The 20,936-nt window shown below is 32.4% G+C and carries 16 protein-coding genes and 1 pseudogene; 15 read left to right on the forward strand and 2 right to left on the reverse strand.

Going from position 1 to position 20,936, the window contains the following annotated elements; all coding sequences use genetic code 11:
* Positions 1–266: 266 nt before the first annotated feature.
* Positions 267–1,475: a YibE/F family protein gene (locus GXK57_RS11750; RefSeq protein WP_160676166.1), complete on the reverse strand. Its 1,209-nt coding sequence runs from the start codon at positions 1,473–1,475 to the stop codon at positions 267–269.
* Positions 1,476–1,784: 309 nt separating this feature from the next.
* Between GXK57_RS11750 and GXK57_RS11755 the strand changes: the two genes are divergently transcribed.
* Positions 1,785–6,227, forward strand: coding sequence for a metallophosphoesterase (locus tag GXK57_RS11755; RefSeq protein WP_160676169.1), 4,443 nt, complete (start codon positions 1,785–1,787; stop codon positions 6,225–6,227).
* Between the two features lie 172 nt (positions 6,228–6,399).
* Here GXK57_RS11755 and GXK57_RS11760 read toward each other — a convergent pair whose 3' ends face one another.
* The gene (locus GXK57_RS11760; RefSeq protein WP_160676172.1) at positions 6,400–7,260 is read right to left on the reverse strand and encodes an AraC family transcriptional regulator; all 861 of its coding nucleotides are present in this window, start codon (positions 7,258–7,260) and stop codon (positions 6,400–6,402) included.
* Between the two features lie 209 nt (positions 7,261–7,469).
* Here GXK57_RS11760 and GXK57_RS11765 point away from each other — a divergent pair, with 209 nt between their 5' ends.
* From GXK57_RS11765 to GXK57_RS11830, 14 genes and pseudogenes are all read left to right on the forward strand, one after another.
* Positions 7,470–8,258, forward strand: a complete 789-nt coding sequence (locus GXK57_RS11765; RefSeq protein ID WP_160676175.1) for a gluconate 5-dehydrogenase — start codon at positions 7,470–7,472, stop codon at positions 8,256–8,258.
* 214 nt (positions 8,259–8,472) lie between these two features.
* Complete coding sequence (locus tag GXK57_RS11770; RefSeq protein ID WP_160676178.1) at positions 8,473–9,111, forward strand: RpiB/LacA/LacB family sugar-phosphate isomerase; 639 nt, start codon at positions 8,473–8,475, stop codon at positions 9,109–9,111.
* A gap of 675 nt (positions 9,112–9,786) precedes the next feature.
* The gene (locus tag GXK57_RS11775) at positions 9,787–11,109 is read left to right on the forward strand and encodes an MATE family efflux transporter (RefSeq protein WP_160676181.1); all 1,323 of its coding nucleotides are present in this window, start codon (positions 9,787–9,789) and stop codon (positions 11,107–11,109) included.
* A gap of 428 nt (positions 11,110–11,537) precedes the next feature.
* Complete coding sequence (locus tag GXK57_RS11780; protein WP_160676184.1) at positions 11,538–13,316, forward strand: aminopeptidase P family protein; 1,779 nt, start codon at positions 11,538–11,540, stop codon at positions 13,314–13,316.
* 70 nt (positions 13,317–13,386) lie between these two features.
* Complete coding sequence (locus GXK57_RS11785; RefSeq protein WP_160676187.1) at positions 13,387–13,893, forward strand: hypothetical protein; 507 nt, start codon at positions 13,387–13,389, stop codon at positions 13,891–13,893.
* Positions 13,894–14,746: 853 nt separating this feature from the next.
* Positions 14,747–15,085, forward strand: coding sequence for a hypothetical protein (locus tag GXK57_RS11790; RefSeq protein WP_160676189.1), 339 nt, complete (start codon positions 14,747–14,749; stop codon positions 15,083–15,085).
* A gap of 539 nt (positions 15,086–15,624) precedes the next feature.
* Positions 15,625–15,756 carry a hypothetical protein gene (locus GXK57_RS26865; RefSeq protein ID WP_279285498.1) on the forward strand — a complete coding sequence of 44 codons (132 nt, stop codon included), beginning with the start codon at positions 15,625–15,627 and terminating at the stop codon, positions 15,754–15,756.
* Positions 15,756–16,187: an Imm26 family immunity protein gene (locus tag GXK57_RS11800; protein WP_160676192.1), complete on the forward strand. Its 432-nt coding sequence runs from the start codon at positions 15,756–15,758 to the stop codon at positions 16,185–16,187. The genes GXK57_RS26865 and GXK57_RS11800 overlap by 1 nt, the downstream gene beginning before the upstream one ends.
* 223 nt (positions 16,188–16,410) lie before the next feature.
* Complete coding sequence (locus GXK57_RS11805) at positions 16,411–16,581, forward strand: hypothetical protein (RefSeq protein ID WP_160676195.1); 171 nt, start codon at positions 16,411–16,413, stop codon at positions 16,579–16,581.
* A gap of 10 nt (positions 16,582–16,591) precedes the next feature.
* On the forward strand, positions 16,592–17,101 hold the full coding sequence (locus GXK57_RS11810; RefSeq protein WP_160676198.1) for a hypothetical protein: 510 nt from the start codon (positions 16,592–16,594) through the stop codon (positions 17,099–17,101).
* Between the two features lie 131 nt (positions 17,102–17,232).
* The gene (locus tag GXK57_RS11815; RefSeq protein ID WP_160676201.1) at positions 17,233–17,628 is read left to right on the forward strand and encodes a hypothetical protein; all 396 of its coding nucleotides are present in this window, start codon (positions 17,233–17,235) and stop codon (positions 17,626–17,628) included.
* A gap of 538 nt (positions 17,629–18,166) precedes the next feature.
* Positions 18,167–18,850, forward strand: coding sequence for an RHS repeat-associated core domain-containing protein (locus tag GXK57_RS26570; RefSeq protein ID WP_279285499.1), 684 nt, complete (start codon positions 18,167–18,169; stop codon positions 18,848–18,850).
* Positions 18,851–18,868: 18 nt separating this feature from the next.
* Positions 18,869–19,366 carry an ankyrin repeat domain-containing protein gene (locus GXK57_RS11825; RefSeq protein ID WP_160676204.1) on the forward strand — a complete coding sequence of 166 codons (498 nt, stop codon included), beginning with the start codon at positions 18,869–18,871 and terminating at the stop codon, positions 19,364–19,366.
* 1,375 nt (positions 19,367–20,741) lie between these two features.
* Positions 20,742–20,936 (forward strand): annotated as a pseudogene (locus tag GXK57_RS11830) (group II intron reverse transcriptase/maturase); the annotation flags it as partial.

The raw sequence follows: 20,936 nt of genomic DNA on the forward strand, positions 1-20,936 counted from the left end.
CTAGTTGTTCGCTCATATAGCATCTCCTTCTTAACTGCTGAATTTCAACATTATTATTAAATATAGCCCAAATATTAAATCCGTTTGAGATTAACCTAAATGAAACATACCATGATGAAATATATTTGTATTATTTCATCATGGTATGTTTTTATTATATCTAGCTAAACCTGTTGATGATAAGTAGAGAACATATTTTTAATATATATTTTGTATTCTAGTTTTTTCTAATATGCATTTAGAAATGCAGGCTGATAAAGTAGTAGCTATAGGAGGTTTGCTTTAGCGGCTTTTTTATTCTTTGCTTTATAGGAAGCTGCTTTCTTCTTATCAGTAGCAAATGCCGGAATTAGTGCAGAAGCAATAAAAGAAACTATCGGTACTATCAAGATCACAGCTAAACTGCCTGTTAAGCCTTGAATAATCTCTACATTGACCATATCCATATTAATAAGCTGATTATAGCTTACATTGTAGAAGTAAATTATTATAAGCATATTTAAAGATGAGCCTGTAAAGGCTAAGATTAGTGTGTTTGCCATGGTTCCCATCATATCTCTGCCTATATTCATACCTGAATTAAACAGTTCTTTTTTACTTATTTTTGGATTAGAAATATATACTTCTTGAATAGAAGAAGCTATAGAAATACTTAAGTCCATTACTGCCCCTAAAGCTGCTATCAATATTCCAGACAGTAATAAACCTTCTACTTTCATATTAAATTTAGCTGATATCATATTAAGGGTTTCTACATCTTGAGTATTAAATCCATTTAAGTGAGCTAGATTGCCTACTATAAGAGCTATAAATCCAGCTATTATTACTCCAGCTAGAGTTCCAAGCACTGCTGAAAGGGTCTTTGAACTATAACCGTTTAGCAAAAACAGTGTAATACAAGTAACTATGGTTATTATTAAAATTGCAGACATTACTGGTGAATATCCTCTGTAAAGCATAGGAATGAATAAGAATATTACACATACAAAGGTAAAGGCTAGTCCTACAACTGATTTGAAGCCCTTACTTCTACCTATGATACAAAGTGCCGCTATAAATATAAGTATGAATAAGTATTGAATAGGAGCTCTATAGTAGTTGTAAACTAAAACTTGACTTTGAGTACCAGCAGTGTCTATTTCAACTATTATAGTCATTCCTTTTTTTACATATACACTGTGAGTATCACTTAGATAGTTGCTTATATCTTTTATTTCACCTTTATGTTCCCCAGACAATATTTTAATTGTTATATCTTGACTTCCTAACTTGATGGTGCTGCTGTTTTGAAAGTTCGTTAAAGCTTCTTTTTTTATTGTTAAAACCTCAGCTTTTTCATATTTAACATAAGAAGTTTTTCCTTGGGTATTGAAGCCTACAGGATGATTAATGTTAAATTTGTATAAAAATATAGCAAACAGAGAGAAGATTACTAGCCATATAGCAATCCTTGATAACCTAAAGCTTTTTAACATTGGACTACCTCCATTTATATTTTTTAATATTCTTTAGTAATTTAGAGCATTTTATAGAGTTCATAACTAAAACTACGATATGTAAACTCTTTACAATAAAGTGTATCTTTATAATTTACTTTAAACTTCAATATAATGGATTTTTGTAAAGTCTAGGTTAAGCATATATTAAGATTACAATAAATTATAAGATGTACAAAAATTAACAGTGGTTAATATAGCCTTAACTAAAGCTAAATGAGAAGTTAACACAACAGGATTATACTTCCAAATGGTAGCAATTTATAATTATGAGGAGGTATTTATCTAGTGCGAAGAAAATTATTATCATCAATTCTAGCAACAGTTATGGTGGTTTCTTCTTTAATGAGCAATGGAACTACAGTATTAGCAGCAGATAATGCTGGTAATGGCAATACAACAAGTTCTGCTGGAAATAGTACTGAAAATATTACAAAGATAGCACTTTCACCAGGAAAGGACCAAAGTGAATTAAACTTTACATGGTATTCAGTGAAAAACTCAGGTGATTCAGAGGTGCAAATAGTAAAGAAAGCTGATTATGATGGACAAACTTTCCCTGTTGATAAAGCACAAACCTTCAAAGGAAATAAAAATGGCGGAAACGACAATTACAGTTCTAATAAAGTAGTAGCTACAGGTATTACAAAGGCTACAGACTATGTTTACCGTGTTGGAGACGGAAGCAATTGGAGCTCAGTTTATACCTATAGTACAGAAAACCCAAGTGCATATAATTTTTTACTTGCTGGAGATCCACAGATTGGTGCTAGTGGTAACATAGATAACGATAAAAATGGATGGGTAGCTACTATGAATAAAGCATCAGCTAGCTTTCCAAATTCAAGCTTTTTACTTTCAGTAGGTGACCAGGTTAATAATGGCGGAGAGTTAAACGGAGGCAGCAATGAGGGAGAGTATTCAGCATATTTTGCTCCTGATCAGTTTAAAAATATTCCAATAGCAGCTATACCAGGAAATCATGAAACTTATGGTGTAGGGCATAATACTCATTTTAATGCACCTAATGAATCTACTTATGGAAGCATTAGCAGTGCTCCTACCACTGGAGGAGACTATTATTTTACTTATGGCAATACTTTATTCATGATGCTTAACAGTAATGATCTTAACGCTGCAGACCATGAAGCTTTTATGAAGGATGCTATAGCTAAAAATCCTAATGCCACTTGGAAGGTTGTATCTTTACATCATTCTATATATAGTTCTGCAGATCATGCTACAGACGATGATATAATTGCAAGAAGAAATACTCTTCCACAAATATTTACTAGCTTAGGGGTAAATGTTGTTTTAGATGGTCATGATCACTGTTACACAAGAACTTATCAGATGGTTGGCAATGAACCTAAGGCTCAAGCAAATGATAAGAAATTTACAGTAACAAATCCTTCAGGAACCTCTTATCAGGATGAAACTGTAGTTAATGCTACTGGAGTTGCTTATATAACAGCAAACTCTGCTTCAGGAAGTAAGTATTATGAGATGCAGCAAGCTAACGGTAAGAGTTACTATGAGGCTGTAAAAAATCAAAGTCATACTCCTACTTTTTCAAATGTAGAAGTAACTGATAACAGTCTTACTATAACAACCTACAGAACAGATAACCTAGAGAAAATAGATAGATATACTTTGGCTAAAAATGATGTTAAGGATGACCCAGCTCCAAAGGTAACAGATATAACTTTTGCGCCTGGTAGCAATGCATCAGAAATGAATTTTACTTGGTATACAGATATAAATTCAAGAGATACAGAAGTACAAATAGTTAAAAAATCAGATTACACTGGTAGCAGTTTCCCAACTGACAAAGCAAAAACATTTGTAGGAAAGAAGTCACAAGGAAACAATAGTGGTATATCAAATAAAGTTACAGTTAATGGCCTTGAATTAAATACCGCTTATGTTTATCGTGTTGGTAACGGAGTAAGCTGGAGCAAAGAGTTCGACTTTAAGACACAGAACCCAAGTGCTTATAACTTCTTACTTGCAGGAGACCCACAGATAGGTGCTAGTGGAGATATAAATAAAGATACTAACGGATGGAAGGATACACTAAGTAAGGCAACAGCAGCTTTCAAAAATACAAGTTTCTTACTATCCTTAGGAGACCAAGTTAATAATGGAAAAGAGCTTACTGACGGAAACAATGAAGCAGAGTATACAGGATATTTTGCTCCAGATCAACTGAAGAATCTACCAGTAGCAGCTTTTGCTGGTAACCATGAAATGATTAAAAATGGTCACAATACTCACTTTAATGTTCCAAACTTATCTACTTATGGAGCAGTAGCTTCTAACCCAGATACTGGAGCAGATTACTATTTCACTTATGGAAGTACTTTGTTCATGGTTCTTAACAGTAATGATACTAACACTGCAGATCATGAAGCTTTCATGAAGGATGCAATAGCTAAAAATCCTAATGCTACTTGGAAGGTAGTATCACTACATCACTCTATATATAGTTCAGCTAACCATGAAACAGATGCAGATATTATAGCAAGAAGAAATTCTATGCCTCAAGTATATACTGCACTTGGTATAGATGTGGTTTTAGATGGACATGATCACTGTTATACAAGAACTTATCAGATGGTAAACAATGTACCTACACCTCAAGCAAAGGATGATAAAAAGACTGTAAATACTCAATCAGGAGCTGCTTATCAGGATGAAAAGGTTACAGATCCTACAGGAGTTCTTTATATCACAGCAAACTCAGCTTCAGGAAGTAAGTATTACGAGTTTAAAGAGCCAAACAGCCAAAACTATTACGAAGCTGTAAAGCAACAATTCCATGTTCCAACTTTCTCAAATGTAGAAGTTAGTGATAAAGACCTAACAATAACTACTTATAGAACTGATAATATGGAAGTAACAGATAGATATACAATAGAAAAATCCAATGTAAAAACTACACAAGTGGTAAATGGAGATACAAACAAAGTATTAGATGTAATAAATAATGCAGCAGATGGATCAAATATAACAGTTGATGTAAGTGGTAATAAGAATGTTGATAAGCAATTGTTAGATGCTATAAAAGGAAAAAATATAACTTTAAACTTTGTTCAAAATAATCTTCAATGGTCATTTAACGGAAAAAATCTAACAGGAGCTACAAAGAACCTTGATATGGCAGTTAATATTTCTGGACTTAATAGCTCTGCTTCTGCTAATAGGGATGCAATAGCAGCTAAGGCAGGAAATGCAGGTGTTACTTTAGTGTCATTCGCAAACAATGGACAACTTCCAGGAAAAGCAACAGTTAAAGCTAAGTTGGATTCACAATGGCTTTCAGATCCAACGAACGCAAAGAAGAGCTTATTTGTTTACTACTATAATGAACAAACAAAGAAATTAGAAAATATAGCTAGTGGTTTAGGAATACAGGATGGCTCGGTGCAGTTTGATATAACTCATAATAGTGATTATGTAATAGCAGATAAGGATATATCAGAACCTGTAGCAATGAGTATAAGCGATGCTAGAGCAAAAGCTTCTGGTAAAGCGATTTTAACAGGTATTGTAACTAATGTTGTTGGAGGCAATGTATTCATGCAGGATGATAAGGCTGGTATCTGTGTAAATAATGCGCCTAAAGCAGCAGTGAAAAAAGGAGATAAGATTACAGTTACAGGTGATTTATCAAATTACCATAGCTTAATAGAGATAACACCTAAAGCTGCTACTGATGTTTCAGTTTTAAGCAGTAACAATGTAGTTATTCCAAAGGTATTAACAATAAGTCAGATAAATGATTCTGTTCAGTCACAACTTATAAAGATTAAAGATGCTTCTCTAAAAGATATAAATACAGATGCATCCTCAACTCTAGTTGATGCAACAGGAACTACAGTAATATACAAGATGCCTGCCTTAAAGGATATAGCGGTAGGAGATAAGATAGATGTAATAGCTTCTGTAGCACAATATGGAAACACTGTAGAGCTAATGGTTTCAGATCCAAGTGATATAACAAAGGCTGGTCAAGCTGAAGCTAATGCAGTAATAGCAAAAATAGATGCACTACCAGATACAGTAACCCTTGCTGATAAACCAAAGGTTATGGATGCAAGAGCATCATATAATTCCTTAACAGACCCACAAAAATCAATGGTAACAAATGTAGATAAACTTGCTAAAGCAGAGCAGACAATTACAAAATTAGAATCTGATAAAGCAGCTTCTGATGCTGTGGTAGCTAAGATAAATGCGATTCCAGCAAATGTTACTTTAGCTGATAAGCCAGTAGTTACTGATGCAAGAAATGCTTATAATGCACTGACAGATACTCAAAAGAGTGCCGTAACTAATTTAGATAAGTTAACTGCAGCAGAAGATGCAATAAAGAAACTTGAAGCAGCTAATTCAGGAAACACTAATACTAATACAAACAATAATGGTAGCAATAATGGCGGCAGTGCAAACACAGGTAGCAACACAAACACTAATAACCCAGGAAATACAAGTTCAAACGGTTCAACTACAGCTGGTTCTAATGGAACAAGCACAAGTGGTAATGGAAACAGCAATGGGACAACTACAAGTAGTTCAAAGGCAACTTCAAATAGTACATTAAGCTCCATACCAAAGACTGGTTCAATAGTAAGTGCTGGGCTTCTGCTAGTTATAGGAGTTATAGCTATAGCTTCTGGTGTAATGTTTCTTAGAAAAAGAAATGATGGTCAAGTAGTAGAAGAATAATAAAAAAATAAAAGTTGATCTTTAGTAGTTTTTAACACTAGAGGTCAACTTTTTTTGTTTCTTTAATAGTACTGTGATGAAATTAAGTACATATCTGTAATATTTCTCAATGAAATCTTGGGAAAAGTTAATTTTAATAATATCCTTAAGCGTAGCCTCAAAAATTAAATAGTTAGCTAAAGCAGTACTGTGAGTATTTCTTAGGAGATATTCCAACTGTTTTTGTAAAAGATTTTAAAAAGTTACTATAGTCATTAAAGCCACATTTATCACAGACATCACTGACGCTGCTTCCAGAGGCTAACAATGATTTAGCTATGCTTATTCTTCTGGCTGTAATGTATTTATTTATGGTTGTACCTGTAGTTGATTTAAAAATACGGCACAAATAGGAGCTGCTTATAAAGAATTGCTTAGATAGATTGTCTATGGTTATTTCCTTGCATATATTTGAATTAATATAAGTGAGAACATCTTCAACTAATTCATTGTACTTATAGGAAGTATCATTTATATTATCTGCAGCCTGAGACTGATATATTGAATTAAGCATAACAAGTAATTCCATAAAGGAACTTTTTTCTATAATATCGCTTCCGTAAGTTTCAGCAGAGGTTATTTTACTTACATAATACATAAACCTTTGCTGTTGTTCTTTTGTAAGAGTGATTTTATGGTTAAAGTCTTTTGGTCTACAAGAGAAACAATAATTTAAATCAGTTTTATCACTAGAGAGGTCTTTTATAAATTCAGGATGAACAGATATTACTATACGCTCTAGTTTCATTTGTTCAGTTTGACATAAGTAATGACTTTCATATTGATTGATTACAAATAAATCTCCAGCTGATATATCATAAAACTTATTATTTATTAAAAATTGCTTACCTCCAGAAATAGAATAGTATATCTCGTAACAGTCATGAATGTGCATATCCATGCTTTTTTCATCTTGATATAAATGTGCTATGGCAAAGCTTTTGTCCTTCATACAGTTTGAAATTGCTTCCTTACATGAGTTTAACTCTTTCAAAATAAAGCCCCCATCATTAATAATATTTTGTTAATAAATCTTGGGTCAGAAATCATATAAGTTTAGTATAAAATTACTGTTCAATAATTACAATATTTTATACAAAAAATCACAAGAAATCGAAAATATGAAATGATATACTTAATCCATAGATAAGTTTTAGATAAACTTGGGAAAGTTTAAATGATAAAATATAAGGAGGAATTGATATGAACATTTTAGATACATTTTCATTAAAAGGAAAAGTGGCTTTAATAACAGGGGCATCTTATGGTATAGGTTTTGCTATTGCAAGTGCCTATGCAAATGCAGGTGCTAAGATAGTATTTAATGATTTAAGACAAGACCTAGTTGATAAGGGCCTTGCAGCTTATAAAGACTTAGGAATTGAAGCTCACGGATATGTATGCGACGTTACCAAAGAAGATCAAGTGGTTGAGATGATAGCAAAGATTAAGGAAGAAGTAGGAACTATAGATATATTGGTAAACAATGCAGGTATTATAAAGCGTATACCTATGTGTGAGATGTCTGCAGAAGAATTCAGACAAGTAATAGATGTGGATTTAAATGCTCCATTTATAGTTTCTAAAGCAGTTATTCCGTCAATGATTGAAAAGGGACATGGAAAGATAATTAATATTTGTTCAATGATGAGCGAACTAGGCCGTGAAACTGTATCTGCATACGCTGCTGCCAAGGGTGGATTAAAGATGTTAACGAAGAATATAGCTTCAGAATATGGTGAGTACAATATTCAATGCAATGGTATTGGCCCGGGATATATAGAAACTCCTCAAACAGCACCGCTTAGACAAGAGGGACACCCTTTCAACAGCTTCATTATATCAAAAACACCAGCAGCTCGTTGGGGGACTACAGAAGATTTGATGGGACCAGCGGTATTCTTAGCATCTGATGCTTCAGACTTTGTTAATGGACATATTCTATATGTGGATGGTGGTATATTAGCTTACATAGGAAAGCAACCACAATAAAGATTTTTAACTTTCAGTGAAAGATAGAAATGGTTTGGTTCAAGCTATAGGTATCCTTTACGGAAACTTAATTTATAAATGTTCGATAATACCGGCGTCTGGGGATTATCTGGCATATATAAATTAATAGTTGAAGTCGGATACCTATATGAATTACGTGAAAACATACAATATAACTGAACAGATATAAATTGTTGAATAGGAGAAGTGAAATATGAAAATAGCATTAATAAATGAAAATAGTCAATCTTCAAAAAATGAAATAGTATATAGCACTTTGAAAAAAGTAGTAGAACCAATGGGCCATGAAGTTTTTAACTATGGAATGTATGGAGCAGAGGACCCAAATTCACTAACTTATGTACAGAATGGAATACTAGCAGCTATACTTCTAAACTCAGGAGCAGCAGATTATGTAATAACAGGCTGTGGAACAGGGGAAGGCGCTATGCTTGCCTGCAATTCATTCCCTGGAGTTATCTGTGGTTATGTAGTTGATCCTTCAGATGCTTATATGTTTTCTCAAATAAACGATGGAAATGCTATTGCAATGCCTTTTGCCAAAGGTTTTGGATGGGGAGCAGAATTAAACCTACAATATGTATTTGAAAGATTATTTGAGGGAGAGAGTGGTAAAGGTTATCCAAAGGATAGAGTTGTTCCAGAACAAAGAAATAAGAAAATACTAGACGAAGTTAAGAAGATAACTTATGTAGACATATTGACTATACTTAAGAATATAGATCAAGAGCTATTAAAAGGTGCTGTTAGTGGAGAAAAGTTTAAAGAATATTTCTTTGGAAATTGCAAAAATAAAGAAATAGCAGATTTTATTAGACAAATAGTAGCATAACAAGCAAATATGTATTGTTTCAATAGTTTAAATTATAAGCTTTGTTTAAAACAATGGCTCTGTTAAAGAGCCATGTTGAAATTAATAGTTCAGTGCTCTGCTGTTTTAATGATCTTGTGTAAAGAAGCTAGTTAAATAAGGAAGACTTAGCTAAGTTTACTGTTGAGGACATTTATATAAAAAGTACTTTCTTTTACAACTAAATTAGTATAGAATAATGAGTGTTATCATTGTTCACGTGAACAATGATAACATTTATTAATTATTTTACTCTTTAGAAAGTTATATTCTAAATAAGGCTGTGCATAATTATGCCTATATGGCTTAAATGCATAGATTGGAGAAAGAATAAAAAAGAAAAATTAAGTCGCCTGCCAGAATTTCTTCACATACGTTCAGAAAAGGCAGATGCGCAAAAAAGCTCACTGAAGAAAGTCGCTTCAGCGACTTTTTTATAGTCAGTTTATAGATAAAGATATCCCTATGTAGAGTTAATTATATATTCTAATTTTTAAAATCTACTGTGCCCCATACTATTAATAATAAAAATAACCCTATCCCTATAAATCAAAATCGTTAATTAACTTTAGGATATATCACTATTTACAAGGGATGTCTCTATCTGCAAATTAGGCTTTATCAGAAAGTATACAAAAGAACGGACGGTGACGTATAATGGCTACAGACATGACTAAAGGTAACATACCTAAACACTTAATTAGCTTTTCTATTCCATTAGTTCTAGGAAACTTATTTCAACTTACTTATAATGCTGCAGATTCTATATTTGTAGGGCGATTTGTAGGTACTAAAGCCTTGGCAGCTGTAGGCACAGCCAACCCTATAATGAATATTGTAATGTTTCTTATAATAGGTATTTGCATGGGGGCATCAGTACTGATGAGTGAGTATTTTGGTAGTGGGAATATAAAAAAGCTTAAAAGAGAAGTATCTACTACTATGATTGGCGGTTTTATATTTACCATAATTATAATATTTTTTTGCGTGGTATTTACTAAACCTATCTTGCAGCTAATAAGAACTCCTGAAGAACTTATTCCAGATGCAACAAAATATTTAAGAATCATTTTTTTTGGTTTGATTTTCACCTTTTTATACAACGTATTTGCAGCTACTTTAAGGGCTATTGGAGATTCAAAGACACCACTCAAGTTCCTTATGATTTCTGCGATTTTAAATGTAGTTATGGATATATTGTTTTTGAAAGGTTTTAAGATGGGGGTAGAAGGTGCAGCTATTGCTACAGTAACGGCTGAAATGTTCTCTAGTGTTTTTTGTATTGCTTATGTGTATTTTAAAGTTCCAATGCTACGATTCACAAGAAAAGAAATTGTTTTAGATAGAGTTTTACTTAGAAACACAATAAATTATAGCTCTGTTACTGCTATGCAGCAGACTTGCCTATATGTTGGAAAAGTTTTAGTACAGGGAGCTGTTAATCCTTTGGGGGTACAAGCTATTGCAACCTTCAATGCTGTAAACCGTGTAGATGATTTTGCTTTTATGCCACAACAAAGCATAGCACAGGCTATGACTACCTTCTTAGCTCAGAATAGAGGAGCTAAAAAGAAAGAACGTATGAAACCAGGACTATGGGCAGGGCTTAAACTGGAATCTTTATACTGGGTGATACTATTGATAGCTGTTTATTTTAGTTCGACAAGCCTCATGAAGCTATTTGTTCAAGGAAATAGTGAAGTAGTAGGCTTAGGAGTAAGTTATCTTCAAATGATGGCTTTCTTTTACATTCTTCCTGGCTGGACAAATGGGATACAAGGTTACTTTAGAGGAATGGGTGATCTTAAAATAACTTTGATGTCTACCTTCATGCAGATGGTAGGAAGAGTTATTGCTTCATATATACTTGCACCAAGACTTGGAGTTGCAGGTATAGCAGTGAGCTGTTTCATTGGTTGGATTGTTATGCTTACCTATGAAGTGCCTTTCTTTATAAGAGATTTAAAAAAGAATAAATAATAAACTTAAGTCTAATCACAATGAGATTGATATTTAACGCTCATTGTGATTAGACTTTTTTACTTAAAAGTTATAACAACATTTATTTAATACATTACAATAGGGACTATAAATTATGCCTATTGGAGAGTGGAAAGATTCTAAAAGTATCGTAAAGCCGCATAAATCCAATAAATTCTTAACTTCTTATATTGTTAAGTTGTTATATTTGTAAGAATATAAGAATTTATAAATAAAGCAATTTAAGAAGTTTTATTTTATATCTGTATTCATTAACATAGCACAAAAGATATACTGAATTCATAATAAGTTTGTGGAATTTTATTCTATCTTAGGTGGTATCCTGTGGATAAGTTTGGTATAGTTGAATCAAAGAGATTAATATTATTTGAAGAAATTATATTTTCATAGATTGGGGGAATAACTGTATGAAGGTTAGAGAAAAAATAGAAGCGCTAAGAGAGCTTATGAAAGAAAAAAGTATTGATGCTTATATCATACCAAGCTTTGATGCTCATCAAAGTGAGTATGTGGCAGAGCATTGGAAGAGTAGACAATGGATATCAGGGTTTACAGGTTCTGCCGGCACTGTGGTTGTGACTGAGGAAGAGGCTGGACTTTGGACTGATGGTAGATATTACATACAAGCGGAGGAACAGCTTAAAGATAGTGGCATAATGCTGTTTAGAGCAGTAGATCCAGGGGTTCCTTCTTACACAGAATGGTTAAAGGATAAACTTAAAGAAGAAAGTGTTGTTGGTTTTGATGGCAGTGTTTTTTCTGTAAATATGGTTAAAGACATGGAGAAGGAATTTGCTTCAAAGAAAATATCCATTAACATGAAGGGAAATTTTGTTGGAGAACTATGGAAGGATAGACCTAGTATACCTAAAAACAATATTTTTGACCATGAAATACAATATGCAGGAAAATCTAGAGTAGAAAAGCTTCAAGAAGTAAGAAAAGAAATGGAAGCTAAGAATGCAGATTACTATCTTTTGACTTCCTTAGATGACATAGCTTGGCTTCTTAACATCAGAGGGAATGATGTAGCTAATAACCCTGTAGTAACAGCATATGTGGTTGTAACAATGGAGGAGACACAGTTATTTATTGATATCTCAAAGGTTCCAGAAGCTGTGAAAGCTATATTAGAAGCTGAAAAAGTATATGTTAAAGCTTATGATCAAGTAGAAAAGTTTTTACAGCAGATTAAAGCAGAAGAAACAATAATCTTTGATCCTAAGAAAACTAATGCAAGACTTTATCATGCTATAGATAAAGAAGTTAAGAAATTAGAAGAAGATAACATAACAACTAAACTAAAAGCTATCAAAAATCAAATTGAGATGGATAACTTAAGGCATTGTGAGACCAAAGATGGAGTAGCCATGGTGAAGTTTATAAAATGGCTAAAGGAATCAGTAGGAAAAGAAGCTATCACAGAAATTTCTGCTTCAGAAAAGCTAGAAAGCCTAAGAAGAGAACAAGCTTTATGTGTAGGACCTAGCTTTGATACAATAGCTGGATATAAAGATCATGCAGCTATGATGCACTACAAAGCCACAGAAGAATCTCAATACACTTTGAAAAACGAGGGCTTCTTCTTAGTTGATTCAGGTGGACAATATTATGATGGAACTACAGATACTACAAGAACTATAGCTTTAGGTAGCCTAACAGAAGAAGAAAAGTTTGACTTTACCTTAGTTTTAAAGGCACATATAGCCTTAAGCACAGCTAAGTTCTTAGAAGGAACTACAGGATCAAACTTAGACATACTAGCAAGGCAACCTATCTGGAATTATGGATTAGACTATAAATGTGGTACTGGGCATGGTGTAGGATTTTTCTTAAATGTGCATGAAGGTCCACAAAGTATAAGTAGAGTACCTAATGCTGTAAAGCTAGAAAAGGGCATGATACTAACAAATGAGCCTGGAATCTATAAAGAAGGAAAACATGGTATAAGAACAGAAAACATGATGCTGGTAGTGGAAGCAGAAGAAACTGAGTACGGAAAGTTTATGAAGTTTGAACCAATAACGTACTGTCCTATAGATCTAGAAGGACTAAAGACAGAATTGTTGACTTCTGAAGAAAAACAATGGCTCAATATCTATCATAAGGATGTATATAACAAACTTTCTCCGTATCTAAATGAAGATGAGAAGGTTTGGTTAGCAGGGGAAACTAGGGAAGTATAATTACTTTGCAGCCTAAACTATAAATGTGTAACTTTATAATGGTTGATTTAGGCAAGATGGAGTGAGAAGCATGGGATTAGAATCATACAGAATAGGAGTTAAGTTTAAAAACTTTCATTCTATTAATGAAATAGTTGATAGGCTCAAGGATCTAGGTGGAAGTGTTATAAATCTAGAGGATAATAGGGATGTCTCTATGGAGTTTATTTATACCATAGGTATAATAGAGATTTTAGTTTCAACTGTAAAAGACCAAAATAAAATTTTGTTTGAATTGATAGGTAAACAAAGTGATAAACTCGTGAACAAGACAAATGATATTGGAAATGTAATATTGAATATTAGATTTGCAAAACCTAATTCTGTTATGATTGTTAAAAGAATAATTGAATTGTTAAAAGAGATAAATACACAATTTGAGTTAAAGTCTGTTAGTGATATTGAAGCTAAATGTCAGGTGGATTTAGATAACTTCTTGGATTTTGAAGAGAGAGTAAATATAGCAAAGCAAGATTTTGAGAAGTACTTTCATTTCATTCCTTATCCTGTAAGGTGCAGTGAGGTTTTTAAAAAATAAAAAATACAAAGTATGTCTCAGATAGACTTGATGAATTGTAGAGTATTAGCTGAGAATATAATTATTCAGCTTAAGGCAAGTCAATATTCACAAAATATGAGTTTGAATTAATAGTAATATTAATAAATTCAATAATAACAGTGTATAAAAGCGGTATAGTAGATATTGTGATATTAATGAATATTAATATTGTAAAAATTTTTGTAGTGAGAATTAACAAAGTGAAAGGTCAGCAGGTGCAAGCAATACCTGCTGGCTTTTCTTTATGTGCAAATTAATGGTAAAATTAAGAAAGAAATATGAGAACTACTTAAGAGTTCATCAAAATATAATATTAAATATTTTGATGAGTTAAAACAATATACATTTGGATATGAGATAATATGCTCGTGTTTAAATAAAGAATTTATAATATATAAAGATAATCACCCCACAATAGTAGCAGAATGTAGTAGTTGTAGTAAAAATATAATAATATATGATTTAGAATATTATCCAACAGCTATAAAAATTAAAGAAAATTTCAAACTGGAGAAGTATGTATCAAAAGATGGGGATACCTCATTTAATATATGTGTATTGTATGAGTATTCGGACGAATTTGAATATGAAGATGATGTGGAATTTAACAGGAATGATATATCGTGGTGTGTAGTATATGGATATGGTATAAAAAGTAGAAATGTATTTGAAATAATAAATGATGAAACAGCATAAGGTTTAGAAGATAATATCTATAAAATGATGAAAATTTTTATATTTAAATTAAAAATATATTACGGAAAATTAATAAACTATGCTTTGATTTAATTCTTTTCAATGGTTTTATATCTGAAAGGAGATAATTTGAATAATGAAATGGACATACATCCGTGAAAGATTAGGTATAGCATTATTGATACCTGCATTTATTGGATTGCTTTTTAGTAAAACTCTGATAGGTGCAATAATTTTAGGGGGGGCTGCTACTTTAGGAATGACTATAATAAATATAGTAGCATTTGCTAAAAAAGAGTTTGATATTAAAATATTTATTTTGAGTGATGTACTTACTATGCTATTAGTAGCCATGTTGTTATCTATATATTATTTCAAAAGAGAAGATATAACAACATATATAGTCATAGGTATGTTGGCATTTACATCAGTTTTTATTATTGTTAATGCTATCTTTAAAAGAAAAAATAGCTAAAGATGAGTCCGATACTGAATGTTTTATAAGACATATAGGAAGCTAATAGATGTAAAAAGGTAGACAAATTACTATAAATTTTGTTGATAAAAATATGTAAGGAATTTAATAGTAAGGATCGTGGTAAAAGCAGAATAATAATTCTATAGGGAAAATAACATAAAAGTCAGTAGGTGTGAACAATGCCTGTTGGCTTTTCTTTCTCAGTAAATGAATGGTAAAATTAAGAAAGAAGTAAGAACATTAACGCATCATTAGAAAAACTAATGAAGATTGGTAGAAGCATGCCTCAAACTATTAAAAATGCTAGGTATAATGGAAATCTAATGATGCTGCAAGATATACTAGGTCATATCAAACTATACTAAGTCTAATCCACGTACAGGAGAGGTATATTCAGGTAGAACAAGTGGAAAGTGAACACTTTAGAGAATGTTACAAAGAGAGATGTTAATCATCATATGAATGATAAGGGATTTGGGCCTGCAAGGATTGATAAATCTTCACCTAATAAAAATGTAATTCTTGGTAGATAGCAGATGCTCATAGATAAAAATGGTGGAGCTAAGTCTATAGGAGGTAAATCTGGTAATAGTATAAATGGGATATCTCCTAAAAATCCAAGGCGGCAAATATATCTAGATGCTTCAGAAGAGGAGTTTGGTAAATAATGATACAAAAAAGACGTAAACAGTTAAGGCTAGGTGATGTATATGCAATTCCACTTCCCAATGGTAAATATGCATATGGAAGATTGTTCAAGGATGGGTGTATTGCTATATATAAACATATAGGAGAGAATATAGAGGATATCCCAAAGGAAGAGAAGTATAGCTTTACTGTTGGTGTATATAAAGATGTACTTCAATCAGGAAAATGGAGTGTTGTTGATAGTAGGGCATTTAAAGATGAAAATGAAGCATGGCCACCTCCTATGTGTGTTATAGATAGTATGTCAGGAGAATATTCTATATATTATAAAGGAGAGTTTGAGCCTTCTAATGAGTTTGAGTGTGATGGTCTTGAGCAAGCAGCTGTTTGGGAAGCTGAGCATATCATAGATAGGATTATTGGAGAAGACAAGTGGCATAAAAGTAATTAGAAATTATGTAGTAGAAAGCAAAAAGATGAAAAGTCAACGTGTACTAAAATAGTACTTGTTTGCTTTTCGCTTTAATAGAATTAATGATAAACTTAATTAATAAATCAATAGAATTAATTCATCAAGTAAAACATCATCTATTAGATACGAACAGTAGTATAAAACGCCAGGGGGATATAAGAACACTAGATTTGCTGATGCTGTAGAGATAAAAGATGGACAAGTGTCAAAAATATATCAAGTAGGAAAAGTTAATAAAAATGGAATGCCAGTAATTAGGGAATCTAGGGCAATTGAAGATATAATACGTTCGCCTAAATATAATGGGGCACCAGTATACTTTTTACCCTATAATGTACCTGGAGCTGAACCAATAATTTTTATGCCAGATTAAAGGAGATAAAATGGGAAAACAGATTAATTTTTATATGGATAACGATAATGAGATTAATTTTATTAGATTTTGTTTTGATGAAGGATTTAAGCTCTTATATGTTGATTTGGATGATGAAAGAGTAATAGAATTTGATAACTTGGATGATTTAACATGTTATAAAAAAGACCTTTGTACTCTATACATCTATAGAAATGATTTTGGAAATTTAGTCTTTGATATTAATGATAAACATAGAATTGATATCACGGATAGTCCAGTCATTGAATTCAATAGTACTATAATAGATGATAGTAAGAAACAAATAACTTCAGGAAGATTATGGTTTGAAAATATATACTATGAAGGAAATGAACAAATTAAAAAATCAGATATTTTGTCTAAATCATATACTTTGTTGTGCAAATGGATAAAGAAAAATATTCCGAAGAGAGAGATTCAAATTAAAGGTTATACTTATAAAGAATATATAAGTAATAAACTAATGGAAAAAGTATATCAAGAATATACTCCTGTATAGTTTTTGTTGTTAAAATTATCTACGAAATTTGGTTAATAGATTATTTATTTAATTCCGTATCAATAGGATATAAGGATTAAAAAGGCTTAGAGCATTAATGTAATAACAACTAATCGAATATAGGTGATAAAATGTGTAATGTAAACCTTAATTTTCAGCTTGATAATCCAAGGGAGCTAACTTATGAGGAAAGGGAAATATTAGATAAAATGATGAGTGTAGAAGTAGAAGGAAAAGAAATTATAGAAAAACAACTTGAATCTGCTAAAGTCACTGGATATTGTACTTGCGGATGTAAATCTATAAATATAAAAGTAAGTCATAATGCACCTAAGTACCCTTATCCTCAAAGAGTACCTGTAGAAATGCTTGTTGATTCAAGCGATGGAGTCCCAATTCAAATTTTGTTACACATTGTCAATGGCTATGTAAGTGAGTTAGAGATATTAAGGGTAGATTCACAACCTATAGATGAGAAGTATAAATTAGAGACTGCTATTATAACTGTTAATTCTGTAAAGTTGTGATAGTATTTAGATAGTAATTTAAGTGGTTATAGTATAAATCTAACTACTTAATAATATAGAACTTACTTCATAAAGTTGTAATAATTGTTGATGTTTCAACAATACTCATAATACAGATAATGGTGCTTAAACTCAAGGCTGCATAATCTAAATTCTGTAGTAAGATGTAGTAACAATAAGTCAACAAGTACTAAAAATACTTGTTGGCTTTTCTTTGTGTGCAAGTTAATGGTAAAATTAGGAAAGAAGTATGACCATTAGTGAAGCATTATAAAAACAAATGAAATATATTAGAGATATATCTCAAACTATTGAAAATACTAGATGTAATGGAATCCTAATGATGATACAAGCTTTCTAAATCATTGTAGAAACTAAGCTGATTTGGCAAAAGTTTTTGAAACGGACGGTTCTAAGTTCATTAGTTTTAACAATGGTGTACTGTAGCCAGTCCTTCTAGACCAGTGATACCAACGGATTTCAGGTTTGAGAAAATTGGATAGATACCAAGACTTTGGAGTTTGGGTAAAGGTATGATATAGAGACTGGGCTGTACTATCTGAATTCGCGGTACTACAATCCTGAATGGGGTAGGTTTATTAATTCGGATGGAATAGCTGGACAAACTGGTGAACTGTTATCTCATAATATGTTTGCATATTGTGAGAATAACCCGGTAAATACGTTTGACCCAAGCGGTCATAATGGGGTGCTTTCTTTATTTGGTAGGCTAGATTTGCTTGGTGGAATAAACATAGCAGCTAATCCGGTAGCATTGTTTGTAGGCGTGTTTGTAGCGGCTTTATCGTTTACCATGGATTCATATGTAATTGGAGATGATACTTTATATGTCTCTCATGACTCAGGAAAAGTATCTTCTGGCAGTAGCTCCGAATCCAGTGGTAGTAGCACGGCTAGTAGTCCAAGCGTTTCTAAGCCTAAGAAAGGATTAAGAAGACCTTATATAAGAAAAGAAGTAAGACAAACTGTTGAAGAAAAAGCTCCAAGAACTGCCGATGGAAGGCCAATAGACCCTAATACACGTAAGCCAATAGAAGGGAAACCAGATTTAGGTCATGTATTTAGCCATGAATTTTGGAGAGAAAAGGCAATTGCTGAAAGTGAAGGATTAACACAACGAGAATTCAATGATAGAATGAATAATCCAGACTTATATCAGCTAGAGGATGCATCTTCAATAGGAGCCGTAGAAATGAGATGAACTTGTTGAGGTATAAATATGAAAGAAAATAAAGAACAACAAGAAAACGCAAAAAAAATGCTTATATTAATTTCAAAAGGAGATATTGTAGGGATTAAGGCATTACTTGATATAGGTGTCGATGTGGATATAAGAGATAGTTATAGAAGAACCCCTTTAATGAATGCTGTGATGTCTAATAAAATTGAAATTGTAAAGCTATTAATTAGTCTCGGTGCAGATGTAAATTTAAGAGACATTGATGGGAGAAGTACTCTACATTTTGCAGCTCAAAATTATTCTATTGAGGCTGCTAACATACTTTTAAAACATAATAGTATTGTAGTTGATATTGTTGATGACCATGGTAATACGCCATTGTCAGATGCAGTATTTTATTCAAAAGGAAGGGGAGAAATAATAAAATTATTTTTAGAATTTGGGGCTGATAAAAACTTGCAAAATAACTATGGCATATCGCCTATTGGATTAGCAGGTACTATTGCAAACTACGATATAAAACAGTTTTTCATTTAAATTAGACTGCAAAACAAAAGCTAATTTCACTACAAAATAATTTTATTAGGAATAAGATTTACTATATCTTAAGAAATATAAGGTTCTATTGGTTTATTAATACGTAAAACTTTCATCATAATTAGAATTCTGCAGTGAGAATCATCAAAAAACCAAATGCAGGAGAGCATCTATCACTTGATGAAGTTGATGGATGCTCTTTTTGCTAGGATAGACTTAGGACACATTTTGGGCGAGGTTTGATGTGACAAAACCTAGTATTCACAAGGGTTTGGGTGTAGTGGGCATAGTTTAATGAAAGTATTTCTCAAAATATGGTATACTATTACTAATGAATAGATTGTATTTTGGAAAAAGATATGTCCTATCTGCCCAAATCAAGTGAAATCAACAAAGTATATGCCCTGAAATAGCCTAAGATTTGCCCTATATATGTCCTAAAGGGCAAAAATTGATAAATAATGAAACCATGTGTTTCTACAAGCTTTCTAAATAATTGTACAAACTAAGCTGATTTGGCAACAGCTTTTGAAACGGACAGTTCTAAGTTCATTAGTTTTAACAATGGTATACTGTAGCCAGTCCTTCTAGACTAGTGATACCAACGGATTTCGAGTTTGAGAAAATTGGATAGATACCAAGACTTTGGAGTTTGGGTAAAGGTATGATACCGGTGCGACACGTTGCAGTATGAAAAGTATTGCCTAAAATGCTAAGCAGTTTAAGAACTAATAACTTGAAAAGTCAAATGAGGGGGTAACGCCTTGAAGGGCTTTCTCTGATACTCCGAATAGCAGTTTCTTTAATAAGAAAAAATTGTTATAAGCTCGGTGAAGTCGGCTGAGATTACATCCTAACAGATAAGGCTGAGGAACAGCGAACCAGAGGTGGTCGAGTGTAAGATAGGTCGGGAGTCTATAAAATATCTATGGTAAGAATGTCCCAAAGGGACTGACAAAATTCCGAATGTAAGGGTCTAAACATACAGGAAGTAGAAATATTTTTCCTACCTAAGTTGTAGGGTGTGTGAGGATTAGTAAAAATCGGTGTTATGAAGATCCTTATATTGTTACAGGCAGTATCAAGCACACAGGCTCATAGGAATTATCTAAGGATATATGTAAAGATAAAGTTATTGGAACGTGGTAAGCTGATAACACAGAGGACTTATTTCCTAGGAAGTGGTAGCAAGGAAAGGTTTGAAGCTATAACTTGCTCTTATATCAGTGAAAGTAGTGGCACAGTACCGTAGAAGCTTGCGAAAGCAAGTGGAGGGATAGCCACAAGTCAATGTTTATTAATATTAAATTATACGAAAATCATTAGGTTCGATTAAGACTAAGAAAAGCCGAAACAATAAGAATGAAGCTAACTAATGACGGCAGGTGAAGAAGGAATATTAAAGAAACAGCAACTAAGAAATAACGAATACTATTATACTCAACAAATTCAAGATGAACTCTACAGAAAAAGTAGAGAAGGTTATATATTTGAAGATTTAATTTCTGTAATAACAGACCAAAAGAATATAGCTTTAGCTTACAGAAATATTAGGAATAACAGCGGGAGC

Source organism: Clostridium sp. C8-1-8 (genome assembly GCF_009928445.1).
GTDB lineage: Bacteria > Bacillota > Clostridia > Clostridiales > Clostridiaceae > Clostridium_AR.

Bases quoted from the DNA above. Each gene is read 5' to 3' on its own strand.
- GXK57_RS11750 (WP_160676166.1), bottom strand. From the start codon at position 1,475: ATGTTAAAAAGCTTTAGGTTATCAAGGATTGCTATATGGCTAGTAATC.
- GXK57_RS11765 (WP_160676175.1), top strand. From the start codon at position 7,470: ATGAACATTTTAGATACATTTTCATTAAAAGGAAAAGTGGCTTTAATA.
- GXK57_RS11770 (WP_160676178.1), top strand. From the start codon at position 8,473: ATGAAAATAGCATTAATAAATGAAAATAGTCAATCTTCAAAAAATGAA.
- GXK57_RS11775 (WP_160676181.1), top strand. From the start codon at position 9,787: ATGGCTACAGACATGACTAAAGGTAACATACCTAAACACTTAATTAGC.
- GXK57_RS11780 (WP_160676184.1), top strand. From the start codon at position 11,538: ATGAAGGTTAGAGAAAAAATAGAAGCGCTAAGAGAGCTTATGAAAGAA.
- GXK57_RS11785 (WP_160676187.1), top strand. From the start codon at position 13,387: ATGGGATTAGAATCATACAGAATAGGAGTTAAGTTTAAAAACTTTCAT.
- GXK57_RS11790 (WP_160676189.1), top strand. From the start codon at position 14,747: ATGAAATGGACATACATCCGTGAAAGATTAGGTATAGCATTATTGATA.
- GXK57_RS26865 (WP_279285498.1), top strand. From the start codon at position 15,625: ATGCTCATAGATAAAAATGGTGGAGCTAAGTCTATAGGAGGTAAATCT.
- GXK57_RS11800 (WP_160676192.1), top strand. From the start codon at position 15,756: ATGATACAAAAAAGACGTAAACAGTTAAGGCTAGGTGATGTATATGCA.
- GXK57_RS11810 (WP_160676198.1), top strand. From the start codon at position 16,592: ATGGGAAAACAGATTAATTTTTATATGGATAACGATAATGAGATTAAT.
- GXK57_RS11815 (WP_160676201.1), top strand. From the start codon at position 17,233: ATGTGTAATGTAAACCTTAATTTTCAGCTTGATAATCCAAGGGAGCTA.
- GXK57_RS11825 (WP_160676204.1), top strand. From the start codon at position 18,869: ATGAAAGAAAATAAAGAACAACAAGAAAACGCAAAAAAAATGCTTATA.